At 69.9% G+C, this 15,328-nt stretch carries 12 protein-coding genes and 1 pseudogene; 4 read left to right on the forward strand and 9 right to left on the reverse strand.

From position 1 onward, the window contains the following. Positions 1-30: 30 nt before the first annotated feature. The 3 genes from D7W81_RS31450 to D7W81_RS31460 form a co-directional block, all read right to left on the reverse strand. Positions 31-1,803 (reverse strand): M61 family metallopeptidase, encoded by a 1,773-nt coding sequence (locus D7W81_RS31450; RefSeq protein WP_120559097.1) that lies wholly within the window; start codon positions 1,801-1,803, stop codon positions 31-33. A 33-nt stretch (positions 1,804-1,836) separates the two neighbouring features. Next, on the reverse strand, positions 1,837-3,201 hold the full coding sequence (locus D7W81_RS31455) for an RsmB/NOP family class I SAM-dependent RNA methyltransferase (RefSeq protein WP_120559107.1): 1,365 nt from the start codon (positions 3,199-3,201) through the stop codon (positions 1,837-1,839). 476 nt (positions 3,202-3,677) lie between these two features. After that, a complete protein-coding gene (locus D7W81_RS31460; protein WP_120559098.1) occupies positions 3,678-5,348 on the reverse strand; it encodes a metallophosphoesterase in 1,671 nt (556 codons plus the stop codon). Between the two features lie 204 nt (positions 5,349-5,552). Between D7W81_RS31460 and D7W81_RS31465 the strand changes: the two genes are divergently transcribed. After that, positions 5,553-5,750, forward strand: a complete 198-nt coding sequence (locus tag D7W81_RS31465) for a hypothetical protein (protein WP_120559099.1) — start codon at positions 5,553-5,555, stop codon at positions 5,748-5,750. 30 nt (positions 5,751-5,780) lie between these two features. Beyond that, on the forward strand, positions 5,781-6,200 hold the full coding sequence (locus tag D7W81_RS31470) for a hypothetical protein (RefSeq protein WP_147445687.1): 420 nt from the start codon (positions 5,781-5,783) through the stop codon (positions 6,198-6,200). A 67-nt stretch (positions 6,201-6,267) separates the two neighbouring features. Here the strand turns inward: D7W81_RS31470 and D7W81_RS31475 are convergent. After that, positions 6,268-6,456, reverse strand: a pseudogene (locus D7W81_RS31475) (TapB family protein); the annotation flags it as partial. A 107-nt stretch (positions 6,457-6,563) separates the two neighbouring features. On the opposite strand from D7W81_RS31475, the gene D7W81_RS31480 reads away from it, so the two are divergent. Together D7W81_RS31480 and D7W81_RS31485 are read left to right on the forward strand one after the other, a co-directional pair. Further along, a complete protein-coding gene (locus D7W81_RS31480) occupies positions 6,564-7,106 on the forward strand; it encodes a hypothetical protein (protein WP_147445688.1) in 543 nt (180 codons plus the stop codon). 94 nt (positions 7,107-7,200) lie between these two features. After that, positions 7,201-9,267 (forward strand): prolyl oligopeptidase family serine peptidase, encoded by a 2,067-nt coding sequence (locus tag D7W81_RS31485; RefSeq protein ID WP_120559102.1) that lies wholly within the window; start codon positions 7,201-7,203, stop codon positions 9,265-9,267. An 854-nt stretch (positions 9,268-10,121) separates the two neighbouring features. Here D7W81_RS31485 and D7W81_RS31490 read toward each other — a convergent pair. The 5 genes from D7W81_RS31490 to D7W81_RS31510 are packed head-to-tail and all read right to left on the reverse strand — an operon-like array spanning position 10,122 to position 15,326. Continuing rightward, a complete protein-coding gene (locus D7W81_RS31490; RefSeq protein WP_120559103.1) occupies positions 10,122-10,931 on the reverse strand; it encodes a hypothetical protein in 810 nt (269 codons plus the stop codon). Further along, on the reverse strand, positions 10,928-11,638 hold the full coding sequence (locus tag D7W81_RS31495) for a DUF4956 domain-containing protein (protein ID WP_120559108.1): 711 nt from the start codon (positions 11,636-11,638) through the stop codon (positions 10,928-10,930). Before D7W81_RS31495 ends, D7W81_RS31490 begins: the two co-directional genes overlap by 4 nt. A 5-nt stretch (positions 11,639-11,643) precedes the next feature. Further along, entirely contained in the window at positions 11,644-13,356 is a 1,713-nt protein-coding gene (gene tmk, locus D7W81_RS31500) for a dTMP kinase (protein WP_120559104.1), read from the reverse strand. 6 nt (positions 13,357-13,362) lie between these two features. After that, positions 13,363-14,082 (reverse strand): VTC domain-containing protein, encoded by a 720-nt coding sequence (locus D7W81_RS31505; RefSeq protein ID WP_120559105.1) that lies wholly within the window; start codon positions 14,080-14,082, stop codon positions 13,363-13,365. Between the two features lie 11 nt (positions 14,083-14,093). Further along, positions 14,094-15,326 carry a putative porin gene (locus tag D7W81_RS31510; protein WP_120559106.1) on the reverse strand — a complete coding sequence of 411 codons (1,233 nt, stop codon included), beginning with the start codon at positions 15,324-15,326 and terminating at the stop codon, positions 14,094-14,096. Between the last annotated feature and the right edge of the window lie 2 nt (positions 15,327-15,328).

Here is a 15,328-nt window from a genome sequence, read left to right on the forward strand (position 1 = left end):
GGGAGTGGGCGGGCCATGCGGCCCGCAAGCCTACGCCGGGCCGGGAGTCTCGTCCCAGGGGGCGCCCAGCCATGCCTGGAACGCGGCCTTCTGCGCGTCCGTGGGGCGCTCCACGCGCTGCAGCCACGCGGCGTCCGCGGGCTTCTGGCCCAGCACCACGGGCACCTCCAGCAGGCGGTCGCGGCGGAACAGCGTCACCCGCACGGTGTCGCCAGGGCGCTTGTCCTCGCAGCGGGCGATGAGTCCCGCGCCGTCCACGCGCCAGCCGTCCAGCGCCACCACGTCGTCCTCCGGGTACAGGCCGGCCTCCAGCGCGGGCGTGCCCTCCGGCACGGTGGAGAGCGTGGAGGAGCCGCGCAGGGTGACACCCAGCCAGCCCTTGGGCCTGGGCTCGGCCTTGAGGCGCGGCGGCGTGCCGCCCTTGTCGTTGGGGGCTTCCCGCACGCGGAAGCACACCTCCAGCCCCACGTGCGCGAAGACGCCGTAGTCCAGGTCCTCCGTGGAGCGCACCGCCCGGTCGAAGAAGGGCGTCAGGTCCACGCCCGCCACCTCGCTGGCGGCCCGCTCCACGCCGTCCTCCGGGACGCCCGAGCCGTCGCCATGGCGTTGCCACAGCAACCGCATGACGTCATCCAGGCACTTCGCGTCGCGGGTGGCGCGGCGCACCTCCAGGTCCAGCAGCGCGCACACCACCTCGCCCTTCATGTAATAGGAGACGGCGCTGTTGGTGGAGTGCTCGTCCGGGCGGTAGTGCTTCACCCAGCTGACGAGCGACGCCTCCGTGAGCGTCTGCACGCGGCGGCCCGGGGTGGAGTGCAGCAGGCTGAGCGTCTCACCCAGCCGGGCCAGGTAGCGCGGGGGGGACATCAGGCCCGCGCGGCGCACGAAGAGGTTGTCGTAGTAGGCGGTGCCGCCCTCGAAGGCCCACAGGAGCGAGGTGTAGTTCTCCTGCGAGTAGTCGAACGGCACCAGCGCGCGCGGCTTCACCCGCTTGATGTTCCACAGGTGGAAGTACTCGTGCGCCACCAGCGTGAGGAAGTCCTCCCAGCCCCGGTGCGAGGACAGGCCCGTGCGGGGGAAGAGCAGCGCGGTGGAGGCCTGGTGCTCCAGGCCTCCGCGGCCCTTGTCGGTGAGGTAGACGAGGAAGAGGTAGCGCTTGAGCGGCAGGCCTTCGTACATGCGCGCCTGGGTCTCGCAGATGCGCTGCATGTCCGCGCACAGCCGCTCCGGGTCTGGCACGCTGTCGCCCCACACCACCACCTCATGCGGCACGCCCGCGGCGGTGAAGGTGAGCGGCGTGTGCGGGCCCACCTCGAAGGGGCTGTCCACGAGCGTGTCGTAGTCCGGCGCGTGGACCGTGGCCCCTTCCGAGTCCAGCGCGCAGAAGGTGCGCCAGCCAGGGGGCGCGTCCACGGTGACGTGGTGGGGCAGGGCGCGCGTGCCCTCCGTGTAGAGGAACACCGTGGCGCCGTTGAAGTAGGCGTGGCTGCCGTCCAGGTGGCTGGTGCGCACGGACAGCTCGTTCGCGTAGACGCGGTAGCGCAGGGTGACGGCCTGGCCCTTGGCGTCCACGCGCCAGGTGCGCTTGTCCACACGGCGCACCGGCAGGGACTGGCCGTCCGGGCCCCACGCGGTGACGTCCTGCACCTGACGGGCGTACTCGCGCACCAGGTAGCTGCCCGGCGTCCACACCGGCATCACCGCGTCGAGCACGTCCGGCCCGGCGGGGAAGGCGGCCTCCACCTCGAAGAGGTGCGCATGCGGGCGGGGCATGGCGACGTGGTAGCGGACGGCGAGCGACATGGACTTGGGGCCTTTCTTCTGGGGACCGCGGGGTTACTTCGCCTTGACGAGCACGGCGCCGAAGAAGCCGTCGGTGCCGTGGGTGTGCGGGGCCAGCCGCAGGAAGGGGCCGGGCCCCAGCTTCGCGCCCAGCTCCGCGCCCAGCACCTCCGCCACGGGGCGCACGCTGAAGTCGGGGTGCTTGGACAGGAAGTCCTCCACCACGTTCTCGTTCTCCTCGCGCAGCACGCTGCACGTGCCGTAGATGAGCCGGCCGCCGGGCTTCACCAGCATCGCGAAGCGCGCGAGCAAGGCCTTCTGCCGGCCCACGTGCATCTCCAGGTCCTCGGGGCTCAGGCGGTAGCGGGCGTCCGGCTTGCGGCGGAAGGTGCCGGTGCCGCTGCACGGCGCGTCCACCAGCACGCGGTCCGCCAGGCCCTTGAGCGGCGTGAGCGCGGCGTCCGCGTCCGGGCCTTCATGGGGGATGATCTGCGTGCGCACGTTGTGCACGCCGGCGCGGCGCGCGCGCTTGCGCAGGTCCTCCATGCGGCCCTCGTCCACGTCCAGGGCGTGCAGGTCGCCGCGGTTCTTCATCTGCGCGGCCAGCTGAAGCGTCTTGCCACCCGCGCCCGCGCACGCGTCCACCACGCGGGTGGGCGGCGCGTCCACGAGCATGCCCAACAGCTGGCTGCCTTCGTCCTGGATCTCGAACCCCCCGTCCTTGAAGTCCTGGAGGGAGAAGAGGTTGAGCCGCGTCTCCATCACCAGGCCGAAGGGGGACAGGGCCGTGGGCTTCGTGGACTCCACGTCCTCCGCGGCCAGGCGCTCCTGGAGCTGGGCGCGGTCGCCCTTGAGCGTGTTGGCGCGGACGATGAGCGGGGCGCGCTCGTTCATGGCCTCGGCGGCTCTCGCGGCGTCCTTGCCGAAGACGGCGCGGAAGCGGTCCGCGAGGAAGTCCGGCAGCGACGCGGCGATGGGGAAGCGCTTCGCTTCCGGCAGGGCGTCCAGCTCCGCGGCGGCGTCCGGCAGGCGGTCGAGCACGGACATGTCCGGGCCGGTGAGCCCGCTGGAGCGCGCGACGTAGGTGGGGTCCTCGCCGTGGAGGATGCGGGACGCGGCCAGCCGCATGACGTCCTGGCGCGTGGGGTCCAGCGCGTCGAACTTCCGGTGCGACTTCTCCAGGAGGAAGTCCACGGTGCGCTGGCGGCGCAGGAGCGCGTAGACGCGCTCGGCCACGGCACGGCGCTCGGTGGAGTAGAGGGCCGTCTTGCGGCGCAGCACGAACTCCAGGGCGCGGTCGGACAGGCGGCCCTCGCGACGCACGCCGCCGTAGGCCTCCAGACACGCCTGGAGGACCAGGTCCTCGCGCAGGGGGCGGTTGGGGTTGGGGCGCGCGCGTTCGTGCTGGGCGCGGCTCATCTTCGGTTTGTCGGCGCGTCCCTTGGCGTCCTTGCGCTTCTTCGGAGCGCCAGGGCGGGACGTGCGGGGCCCGCCGGACTTGGGGGCGCCGCCGCGGGAAGGTCCAGGCTTGCGAGTCGTGGCCATGTCGGATGGGCCTTTGCATCCCCCGGGCCGCGTTGACAAGCGGGGAACGCAAAAGACGCCCCCGGAAGGCCCTGGAGGGACCGGCCGGAGGCGTCTGGGAGCCACTTCAGGGGGCTTTTCGGGGCCTGCGGTCCGCCTCCTGGCCCGGCGGGGGCCGGACTGGTCCGACAGTCGGACCAGCTGGTGCGGGCCGCTCCTGGCCCTGGGGAGGGCCGGCGGGGCCGAACTGGTCCGACAGTCGGACCAGTCAGGGCGGTGCGCCTCCGGGGAGGGCTCGGCGGTCCGGCGCCGATGGCGTCCAACTGGTCCGACAGTCGGACCAGCTGGTGCGGTGCGCCTCCGGGGAGGGCTCAGCGGTTCCGGCGACGGCGGCGCACGAGGCCGGCGATGACGGCCGCGGCGGCGGGAATCAGTGCGGCGGACGGACCGGCGGCGCAGCCCCCGCCCCCGTTCGAGTCATCCGCAGCCCCCGGCGTGACGCCCGGCGTCGTGGGCGTGGCCGGAACCTCCGGGCGGGGGTCGGGGTCGGACGGCGTGGTACCAGGGTCCTCCCCGTTGCCCGAGCCCGTGCCGGGGTCGGTGGTGCCGCTGGACGTCACGGTGACGACGGTGGTGGCCGTCAGCGGAGCGGCGCCCTGGGCGGTGGCCGTGGCCGTCACCGTGTAGGTGCCGGCCTGGGCGAAGGCGTGCTGGACCTGCGCACCTTCGGCCGTGGCGCCATCGCCGAAGTCCCAGGTGACGGTGGCGTTGGCCTGGGAGAGCGTCGCGGTGAACGAGGCTGTGTGGGGCGCGGCGCCACTGGCGCTGTCGACGGCGACGTTCAGCGTGCCCTGCGGCTGTTGCGGCTGCGCGGGCAGCGTCTTGGACAGGGTGAACGAGTCCAGGGTGCCGCCGTCCGTCTTCACGAGCTTCGCGGTGAGGGTGCCCTCCACGACGTCCACGTCCAGGAAGCCATGAGCTGCGTCGTCGCGGATGACGCTCCACGACGGGCGAGAGGTGGCGAACTCGCGCAGGGTGGCGCCGCCGCCGCCGACGACGAGGTAGGGGATGCCCGTATCGTTCTTGCCGGCCTCGGCGTCACCGAGCATGGGCTTGCTGCGCTCGTAGTCGTGGTCATGGCCGGTGAGGACCAGGTCCACGCCGTACTTCTCGAACAGGGGGCCGAACTGGCGGCGCATGGTGAGCTGCGAGCCGTGCTCGCCGCTGGACCAGGACGGGTGGTGGAAGAAGACGACCTTCCACGGCTGCGTGGTGGCGGCCAGGTCCTTCTCCACGAACGCCTTCTGCGCGGCGAGCGTGCACTTGCTCGCGGACGCCAGGCCCACCGCGCAGTTCGAGTCGATGGACACGAAGTGCACGTGCCCCCAGTCGAACGAGTAGTAGCGCTCCGAGCCCTCCGCGTTGTTGGTGGGCAGGTAGAGGTTGTCCAGGTAGGGCTGGGCCTCGTTGGTGACGTACTCGTGGTTGCCGGGCGTGGCGAACATGGGCACCTGCGCGAGCAGGGCGGCCATGGGGGTGAAGAGGTTGGTCTGGAACTCGGCCTCGGTGCCGGACGCGTAGGCGTTGTCTCCCAGGGCAACGAAGAGCTCCGGCTTGTTGGCGAGCATGGAGGCGGCGACCTTCTTCTGATCGCTGCCGCCCGTGCCGAAGTCGCCCACGGCGCCAAAGTGCACGCGCCGCGTGCCGGGCACGGGGGCGGTGCTGAACGTCTTCGCCGGGGTCGTCTCACCGCACGCGTCCACGGAGTACGTATAGGAGGTGCCGGGAGTCAGGCCGGTGAGGACCACGGCGTGGATCTTCGCGGTGGCCGAGGACTTCGCCGTCTGGCTGGCCGTGCCCACGCCGTAGCGCACCTGGGCGCTGGAGCAGCTCGAGGAGAGCCGGAACGCCACGGTGGCGGTGTCGGGGCCCACCTTCTGAAGGTAGGGATCACGCGGCAGGGCGAGCGCGTCACCCGAGGCGAAGCCACCCACGAAGAGGGCAGCCAGGGCAGCGAGCGATAGAGACTTCGTCCGGTCCATGATTCCTCCGGCCCGAGACATTCGGGACGGAGGGCAACCGTTCATCGCTCAACGATCATCCGGAAATCAGGCGTCAGGGAGTAGGCAGGGGAGCGGGCGTTGGCTGCGGCGGAAAGGCAGGCGAACGGGCCTGCGTCGCATGTTTCAGGGAAGAGGCGCAGGGGGCGCCTTGCGGAGTCCGAGGGCTGCGTTACCCCTGAAGACATGACCGGAGTCCACTCCCAGACCCGTGAGTACACCCTCCCCGAGGGCTGCCCCGTGTGCGAGTCGGACCTGCCGGTGCGCGTGACGGCGACCGGTCCGAACGCGGTCTGTACGCACTGCGGCTGGATGGGCCGCCCCTTCATCACCGTGACGCACGACGGCCTGCGCGTGTCGTACGACGACGCCGCTCGGGCCTGAGCAGGGACTTGCTTGATGGATGTCCTGACGTTGTCCCTTGAGCGCGTGACGGATGGGCGGAGCCTTGAGCTGGATGGCATCCGCTTTTCGGAAGTGGCCTTCGTGCGGATCGGCATTGACGGCGAAGAGCTCCAGAGCCGTCCCCAGTTCAGCGATGCCCTGGTGGTCTTCGATGAGCTGGAGAAGAGCGCGACCGGCTCCGGCCGCTATTTGATCTTCACGTGCGCCTGCGGCATCGCGGAGGACGGCGGGTGGGAGGGCGTGGAGGTGGACCTCGACGACTCGACCGTGCGATGGACGTTGGAGGTGGCCTCGGAGCCCATCCGCTTCGTCTTCGACCGAGCGCTCTACGTGTCGGAGATCAACGGGTTGCGAAGACAGCTCGCGCATGAAGCCTTGCCGCTGGCTCCGCGCGGCGTCGTGTTTCCAGAGGGCTTCCGTCGGTCATGAGAAAGCCCGGGCCAGCGCATCCCTCGCGCCAACCCGGACTTCAATCCCAAGCACGTGAACCCGTGGCCTACGGCTTCTTCACGTCGTAGGACACCAGCTCCTCCGTGCGCTCACCCTCTTCGCGGACCTTGCCCACGCCGGGAACCAGCCAGTAGAGGCGCTGCTTCTCCTCCTTCACCTCGCCGCTCTTGTTCAGCTTGTCGCGCTGGACCTTGATGGCATTGGTGAACGTGCCCGCGGGCGTCGTCACCGTGACGCACGACGGCCTGCGCGTGTCGTACGACGACGCCGCGCGGGCCTGAGCGCCGGGCGGTTCTGTCAGGCAAGCTGCGCCACGGACGACCACTCCTGGGAGGAGGCGCGGTGGCGATTGAAGGCAAAACACGGCGACGGTTGCTCGGGTTCCTGGACCGGAAGGACTGGAACCGTGTGGAGGTGCTCGTCTTCACCCGGATGAAGCAGGAGGGCTTCGGCTTCCTGATGGAGCTGCTGGAGACGGGCGGGGCGAATCCCCGGCAGCTGCACAACGCCCTGTTGATCGCGGTCCGGATTCGGGGATGGGACCTGGACCGGTTCAACCGGACCCTGCTGGCGCTGCGCGACTCCGAGGACATCGTGGTACGCGCCCGGGTCTGGCATTTGCTGACGTTCCGCGACGGGAAGACGCCATTGCTGGAGGACCTGCCCCTGCTCAAGCGCCGGGAGGACGCGCTCCTGGACGCCATCCAGGCGCACCGCAAAGGCCGCGAACTGGAGACGCCGTGTCCCTACTGCGAAGGGCGGCTGGAGGTCCGCGCCACGGTCCTGGAGCGTCCCTTCACCCGCTTCGATGTCACGTGTCCCTGTGGAAGGTGCACCTGCTCGCTGAGAGGCATGGCGCCAGGCGTGCTCGGAAACGGACAGTAGGTTCCGCGAGGAGGCACGCGATGGAAGCGGACAGGGGCGAAGTGCTGTCGAGACAGTCGAATGTGGCCGGGGTGTGCCTACCGGGGACGTGCCCATGATGAAGCCCCTGGAGTTTCCCCTGGCACGACGTGACCCGGTGGGAGGCTACACGCTGCATGGCCGGTGGTTTGACGACCCTTACGGCTGGCTGGAGCAGCGCGATTCCGGGGAGGCTCAGGCGTGGATGGCGGCACAGGAGGCCGTCACGCACTCGGTGCTGCGCGCGGTGCCGGGACGCGAGCGGCTGCGGGACCTGGTCGCTCGCTCCGCGCGCCATGCCCGTTGCTCCCCGCCCATCCTGGCCGGTCCTTCTGGACGCGAGTTTGTCTGGAGGGCGGACGCCAGCGACGACAAGCCCCGGCTCATGTTCCGGCGAGGGAGGGATGCGCCGCTCGAGACAGTGCTCGACCCCAACACCTGGGCGGACACCGAGGCGCTGACCTTCGCCGTGCCGTCACCGGAGGGTGCGTACGTCGCGTTCGGAAAGGCTGTGGGGGGAACCCATGGCGCGTTGATCCACGTGCTCGACGTAGAGACCGGGAGACTGCTGCCGGACCGGCCGCGAGGCACGAGCCACACGTCGCTGGCCTGGAGGCCCGACGGGGCCGGGTTCTTCTATGCAGCGTGCCCAGAACCCGGCGAAGTCCCTCCGGGCGACGAGGCGCACTGGAATGCCATCTATGAGCACCGGCTCGGCTCGGATAGGCCGGCCCGGCGCATCTTCGGCGACAACCGGGTGAAGGAGTACTGGTGCACCGTCAAGGTCAGCGAGTGCCGCCGCTTCGCCGTGCTCACCAAGTGGGACTACGTGCACGCCAACGCTGTCTACCTCCTGCGCATCGAGGATGAAGCACTCATTCCGGTGGCACCGGAACCGCGGTCGCTCCAGCAGGTGCAAGTGATTGGCGAATCGCTGCTCATCCTGACGGATCGGGATGCACCGCGCGGCCGGCTGTGTGTCGCGTCGCTCACAGCGCCGACAGAGTGGCGGACGCTCATCCCGGAAGGGGAGGACACGCTACAGACGGTCGCCGGTGTCGGAGGCCGGCTCTACGCCGTCTATTCGCATGCGGCATCCCATCGGGTGAGCATCCACGCCGAGAACGGCACCTGGCTGCGCGGCCTCCAGCTGCCGGCCCTGGGTTCGGTGAACCGCAACGAAGGGGAGGGCATCGTCAGCGGCATCAGCGGTTCCTGGAGCGGCGGCGAGGTGTGGGTGAACTTCCAGTCGTACGTGCAGGCGCCTTCGGTCTACCGGTACGACTACTCGGAGGATCGCCTGACGCCGTACCACGTGCCCGACGTCGGACTTGACGCGTCCGAGTACGTGACAGAGCAGGTCTGGTACGAGTCGCTCGACGAAACGCGGGTCTCGATGTTCCTGATCCACCGGAAGGACCTGGTGCGTGACGGATGCCAGCCCGTGAGGCTGAGTGGCTACGGGGGCTTCAACATCTCCATGGAGCCGCGATTCACCGCGGTCAACGCCGCGTGGCTGCAATTGGGCGGTGTGCTCGCCTTCCCGAACGTGCGGGGTGGCGGCGAATATGGTCGTGCATGGCACGAGGCGGCCCTCAAGACGCGGCGGCAGAACGCCTTTGATGACTACATCGCGGCGGCGCGCTGGCTCGTCTCCGCTGGCTACACGACGCCTGCCCGGCTCGTTTCACGCGGCAACAGCAATGGCGGGTTGCTCGTCGCGGTCACCGCGATGCAAGCACCCGAAGCCTTCGGAGCCGTCTACTGCCGCGCCCCCGTCCTCGACATGCTGCGCTTCCCGAGGTTCAGCCACCTGGGCTCGGCGGTGGTCGAATACGGCTCGCCCGACGACCCGGTGGAAGGTGCATACCTCGCGGGCTATTCGCCGTACCACAATGTCCTGCCCGACCGTCGCTACCCCACGATGCTCTTCGCGTCGGCCCTGAATGATCAGGTCGCCCCGCCGCAGGACCCGCTCAAGATGGTCGCGAGGCTCCAAGCGGAGGGCACCCAGGGCGGACCCTTCATCCTCCTGCCGCTCCGGGACTCAGGGCACGGCGGCGGCACGACGCTGACGGCACTGGTGGAGCAGGACGTCGACGAACTCAGTTTCTACTGCCAGGCGCTGGGCGTAGTGCCGTGAGGTCCAGGGCCTCCAAGGTTGGGTCACAGTCACGAGGGACTTCGATGTGATGCGCTTCGTGTGCTGAAGGGAATCGTTGATGATCGCACCCGCACGCGCCGGACGTGGGGATTGGCGTACGCCGGTGCCAGGCGAATATGTGGTGATGTGAAGCCTGTTGAGTTTGCTCGGGGCCATGGAGATTCCGCATGCCCGCTCGCAGTTGGCGAAAGCTTGGTCTACTCCGTCTCGGAGGGGTGGGCGGTGGATGTCCATCGGATCGTCGTCCCTGGAGTCGGAACGAATCGCGAAGTACATCAGCAGGTTGAAAGCCGCTGGGGTAGCAAGAGTGAGATCTGAAGCGATAAGGGAGTATGTGGATTCTCTGCCGGCTGCTCCTCCGGAGTTCAGTGGGGAGCCGGATTTCGTGTTTCTTTGTGAGGTTGCTCGTCGAGTGGAGGCGGTTGTTGGGGTGGTGTCTGGCGATATGTGCTTTGCCCTTGCTGAGTTCCTATGTTTGAATGGAATTCGGTTTTCTGATGGTTTTGTTGTCAATGAATTCTGTGACTTGAATAGTTGCCTGGGGAGGGATGGGGCTGCGGCTGTTGCTTCAGCGGTTTCTGTGGGGTGTGGTAGCTGGTTGGATGTGAGTCGGGGTCCTGCTACGCCGGGCAGGAATCCTGAGAGCATGGGGCGGTTGTATGATGGTATCTCTGAAGCTTTCAGGTCGGCTCCAGGGGTTGTTCTGGGTTGACCTGGCCTGGGGCAGTAAACTCCCTCCGGGGAGTGAGTTGGAGGCGTCTCCAATCAGAAAGCCCGGGCCAGCGCTCCCTCGCGCCAACCCGGGCTCAATTCCATCCAGATGAATCAGGGGCCTACGGCTTCTTCACGTCGTAGGACACCAGCTCCTCCGTCCGCTCACCCTCTTCGCGGACCTTGCCCACGCCGGGAACCAGCCAGTACCTGCGCTGCTTCTCCTCCTTCACCTCGCCGCTCTTGTTCAGCTTGTCGCGCTGGACCTTGATGGCGTTGGTGAACGTGCCCGCGGGCGTCGTCACCGTGACGTCCTTCTCCAGCACCTTCCAGACGTAGGTCGGGTCCTTCCCCTCCGTCCCGCCCGCGGAATAGGTGATCAGCTCGCGCACCTTGTCCTGGTGCTCCCAGGGCACGGAGGTCGGCGTCGCCGCCAGGGACTTCATCATCGCCGGGGACCAGGTTGTCGCCTTCGAGGCCACCCCGTCCAGGATGTCCTCCTCGCGCAGACGCACCACCACGCCGGTCGTCAGCTCCAGCTGCCAGGAGTTCTCCTCGTAGACCGTGCCCGTCTGCGTGCGGTCCTGCTTGCTGTGCACCTTGACCGCCGTCATGGCCGTGCCCGGCACCGTCTCCGGCCCCTGCACCGTCACCACCTTGTTGAAGACGCCTTCCACGTCATCGGTGATGCGGTAGGTCCAGGTGGAGCCCGTGGTCAGCGGCCACAGCGTCGTCATTTCCGCCTGCGGATCCGGCTTCGTGCCGCCGCCCGTGTTCGGGTCCACCGGGTTGCCCGGGAGGTCCACCGAGCCGTCCGGGTTCGTCGTGGGCGCGCCCGGATCATTCCCCGTAGGCAGGCTGCCCCCGCCGCCACCACAGGCCGCCAGGGCCCCACACGCCGCGAACAGCACCGCCAGCTTCCTGAACTTCATACCGTCTCCTCCCGCGCGCCCTTCGCGCTCACCGCCGTCCACCGCAGCCCCCGCAGGGGCGCGCCTTCCGTCCGTCCCAACGCCGCCGCCAGGCTTCCCGGCTCCGGCTCCTCCACTTCCAGCTCCACGCGCCGTGCGGAGAAGTCCAACGCGCAGCTCTTCACCAGCACGTTGCGCTCCCCCAGCGCCGTCCTCAGCGTGGCCTCCGCGCGCACCAGGTCGTCCGCCTGCGCGGACACCACCAGCCGCTGCTTCGCCTCCTTCGTCGCCACGGCCTTCTTCTCGAACAGGTCCAGCACGAAGAGCAGCACCGCCACGAACATCGTGCCCACGAACGCGAGCACCAGGTTGCCGTGGCCGCACGCCATGCCCAGGCCAATCACCAGGAACAGGATGGCCGCGTCACGCGGGTCCTTCAGCCCCGAGCGGAACCGCACGAACCCGCCCAGGCCCACCAGCCCGAACGCCTTCGCCACGCTGTTGCCAATCACCGCGGTAATCACCGCCGCCGCCGCGCAGAGGAGGATCTGCGCCTGCACCATCTCCACCTTCGGCAGCGGCTTGCCCAGAATCAGCCGCCACGGCCGCGACGACAACACCGCGCCAATCAGCGCCGACGCCACCAGCCGGGGGAGGATGGCCCCCATCGACAGCGCCTGCAGCTCCTGCTCCACGTCCTGGAACAGCGCTCCGAACGGACCCTCCATGGGCGTCATGCCTCCTGCCGCCCGGCGTCCACTCCCGCCGTCTCCACCACGGACCGCGCCGGCCGCTGCGCCCCCTCCATCACCCGCGCCTGCGCCACCACCGCGTACGCGTTGCGAAGGACGGGCATCTTCCCGGCCTGCTCCTCCAGGATGCGGTCCAGCAGCGCCCGCGTCTCCGCCACCAGCGGCAGCCCCTTCATCGACGACACCACCGTCGCCGGCCACCGGCGCGCCGCGGAGGCCCGCAGCTTCCACGCGCGCGGACAATCCATCCCGTCCACGGAGTCCAGCGCCTCCTTCGTCAGCGCCGCGCCCCGCTCACGCATCTCCCAGGCGCGCGGCGTGTCCACCCCGGTCAGCGAGCGCAGCACCAGCTTCAGCGCGCCCTTCTCCAGTTGCTCGCGCAGCCCCACCGCCACCGGCGTCTCCAGCCCCGTGGTGCTCTTGAGCACCGCCAGCCGGTCGTGAGGAATCAGCGCCTCGCGCAGCGCCTCCGCGCGCTCCGAGTCCAGGCCGCCCAGGCTGCGCGCCACCTCCGAGTACAGCTTGCGCTGCATGCCCGCCTCGCGGACCACCCAGGACTCCTCGGTGTCCACGCCCGCCAGGCCCAGCAGCACCGCGGACAGGTGACCGTCCTTCATGCCCCGCTCGCGCAGCGCCCACGCTTCCGGCGAGTCCTGGCGCTTGAGCCCCTCCAGCACCGCCTCCGGCGCCTGCGCGTACAGCCGCTGCCGCAGCGCGTGCGAGCGCGGGGACGTCACGAAGCCCAGCCCTTCGGCCACGTCCGCCGGCACGCTCGCCGACAGCACGTCGCGCAGCGTCCACGCCGTGTCGTCATCCAGTCCGTTCAGGCTGCGGGCCACGAGCCCCGGCAGCCGCTCCGCGTACGCCAGCCGGCGCTGGTGCGAGGCCAGACCCGGGATGCCGTTGAGCAGCCACGCCGCCAGCTGCGGCTCGCGGGCCTCCAGGGCGTCCACCGCGTGGAAGAAGCGCTCCTCCACGTCGTCCACCGACGCCACGCCCGGAGGCGGCGGGGTAGGGGCGGGGACCAGCCGCTGCACCGGCTGCTCACGGCCCTCCAGCCGCGCGACCACGGCGTCCACCAGGCGCTGCTCCAGCACGCGCAGCGGCTGATCATTGTTCTCCAGGATGATCCACCGCGACGGGTCCTTCCGGGCCTGCGCCAGGAACGCCTCGCGCACGCGCACCGCCAGACCCGCGCCGACGAGCCCCTTGCGGCTGTCCGCGTCGTTCACCTTGCCGCTCTGCACCTTGCCCAGCCGCTTGCGCAGCCGCGCGAGGTCGGGGTCGACGTCCACCAGGATGACCAGGTCCGGCCACAGCCCCTGCGACGCCAGCTCGCAGGAGGGCAAGAGCTGCTCCTCCTTCAGGCCCCGTCCGCCGCCCGTCAGCGCGAGCTGCGAGTAGAGGTAGCGGTCGGTGATGCACACGTCGCCGCGCTTCAACGCGGGGGCGATGACCTCCTCCAACTGCTGCGCGTCGCGGGCCAGGTTCAGGAAGAACTCGGCGCGCGAACCCATCTCCAGGAGCCGCGCGTCGCGCGTCAGGTCCCGGATGCGCCGCGCGGTGGGCGACTGCAATTCGCCCCCCTCGCGCGCGTGCGCGACCTTGTAGCCCAGCCGCTTCAGCCGGGACGCGAGCAGGTTGGACAGCGTCGTCTTGCCGCTGCCGTCAATGCCTTCGAAATCGATGAACACGGTGCCCTAACCCCCTACGACCCCAACGCCACCTGAAGCGAAGGCATGCACCCGCGCCATGCCTTCCGCGAACTTGCTGTACGCCGCCGGGCCCCCCGGATTGAGGGCCGACAGCCACTCGGGCAGCTCCGCCCCGAGGTGCTTCACCTCCAACACCACCCGCGAGTCCTCCCACACGGGCATCCCCAGCCGCTCCACCGTCAACGCCGTGGGCGACAGGGCCAGCTCCGGCGAGACGGCGTGGAAGCCGATGTCCCGGTCCACCGTCACGCGCCACTCCTGCGACACCTGGTACACGTGCCGCCGGTACGTCACCGCCAGCACCGGGGACAGGCTGCCCCCCGCGATGAGCGGCAGGAGGCTCACGCCACCCTTGAGGGCCCGGCCCAGCTCCGAGCGGGGCACCCACACGCGCCGCTTCTGCGTGAGCCCGTTGCGCTCGCGCTTCACCTCCAGCACCACGCGCTCCCGGCCCGCCGCGCCCACGTCCGGCGAGTACTCCTTCGTCCTCACCTTGAGGCAGTCGTCCGGCGTGTTCAGCGCGCGCGCCGTCAGCGGAAACCCCGGCTTGTCGAAGTACACGGACACGATGCGCGTGGGAGGCGGCAGGACCCCGCCCAACTCCTGCGACAGCCGCGAGCACACCGCCTTGGCCTCCGAGGCCTCCAGCACGCGCTTGAACTCACGCCGCAGCTTCGTCACTTCGCCTTCAGCGAACGAGATCATCTCCAGTCTCCTCACCGGAAGCGGGTGGCCAGCTGCAATGACAGCTCGAGCGCGGGCGTCACGTCCCCCGGCCGGAGCGCCCGCTCCGCCTGGACCTGCGCCTTGAAGGAATCCGCCAACAACACGTTGAAGCCCCCCGTCACCGAATGCCCCTGTGCCTGGATTCCACCTTGCAACTGCAGTGCCTCCGCCCCCACCACCGGCTGCACCGCCCATCCCTCGCGGCCCACCGGCACCGTCCAGTAGGCCAGCACCGACTGCGAGCGGAACGGCCCCAGCGCCAGCCGGCCCATCGCCGCCTCACCCGTCAATGACAGCCCCCCGAACGTCAGCTCCGCGTCCGCCGCCGTCGCGTACTGCTTCGTCCCGTCAATCACCTGCGTCAGGTACGTGCTGGTGCCCAGCGTGAGGAACTTGAACGGGCGGAGGCTCAGCCGCGCGGAGCCGTCCTCGCTCAGCCGCTTCCCGGTGGCGTCCTCGCCGCCCTCGAAGAGGCCCGCGGACAGCTTCAGGCCCCAGGCCTCCTTGAGCCGCACCTCGCCCATCAGGCCCAGGCGCCGGCCGCCCAGCGCGTTCGTCTCCGTGAGGTAGTCCTCCACCAGGCCGCGCTCCTGGAGGGGCAGCCGCCACGCCGACTCCTGCGAGCGCTGGAGGAAGGGCGACTTGAAGCGGCCCGCGTACAGCCGCAGGTTCTTGCCGTCGTCGGCGAGCCGCACGAAGGCGTCCTTGAGGATGGTCTTGGAGGCGAGATCCGCGCTCACCTCCGCTTCCAGGTTGGACAGCGACGCGGCCACGCCCACGCGCGCCGAGTTGATGTCCAGGTCGCGCTCGTACTTCTGGCGCTCGTCCGCGGCGGCGCGCGCGAACACGCGGCCGAACACGCGGATGCGCTGCTCGTGCCCGCCCTTGTCGTCCACCTTGTCCGCTTCGGCCGGCGCCTCGCCCAGCGTGTCCGCCTTGGGGCCGGTGTCCTTCTTCTTCTTCTTGCCCGGCACCGCCGCGTCCGGCACCGGCGCGCCCGGCTCGCTCACCTGTTCCGGCGCACCCATGACGGGCCCTTGAGCGCCGCCCGGCATCGCCTGCGCCACCGCGCCGTCCAGCGCGTCGTCGTCCCCGGAGACCTCCAGCGGCTGATCCGCATCCGCCGCCGCGTCTTCGTCCGGTTCCGGCGCCGCGCCCGCGACCGCCGGCAGGCCCAGGAGGACCGCGAGGAGCAGTCCCCGCCGCCATCCCTTCTCCTCCAGCC

Origin of the sequence: Corallococcus aberystwythensis, from assembly GCF_003612165.1 — a bacterium.
Taxonomy (GTDB): domain Bacteria; phylum Myxococcota; class Myxococcia; order Myxococcales; family Myxococcaceae; genus Corallococcus; species Corallococcus aberystwythensis.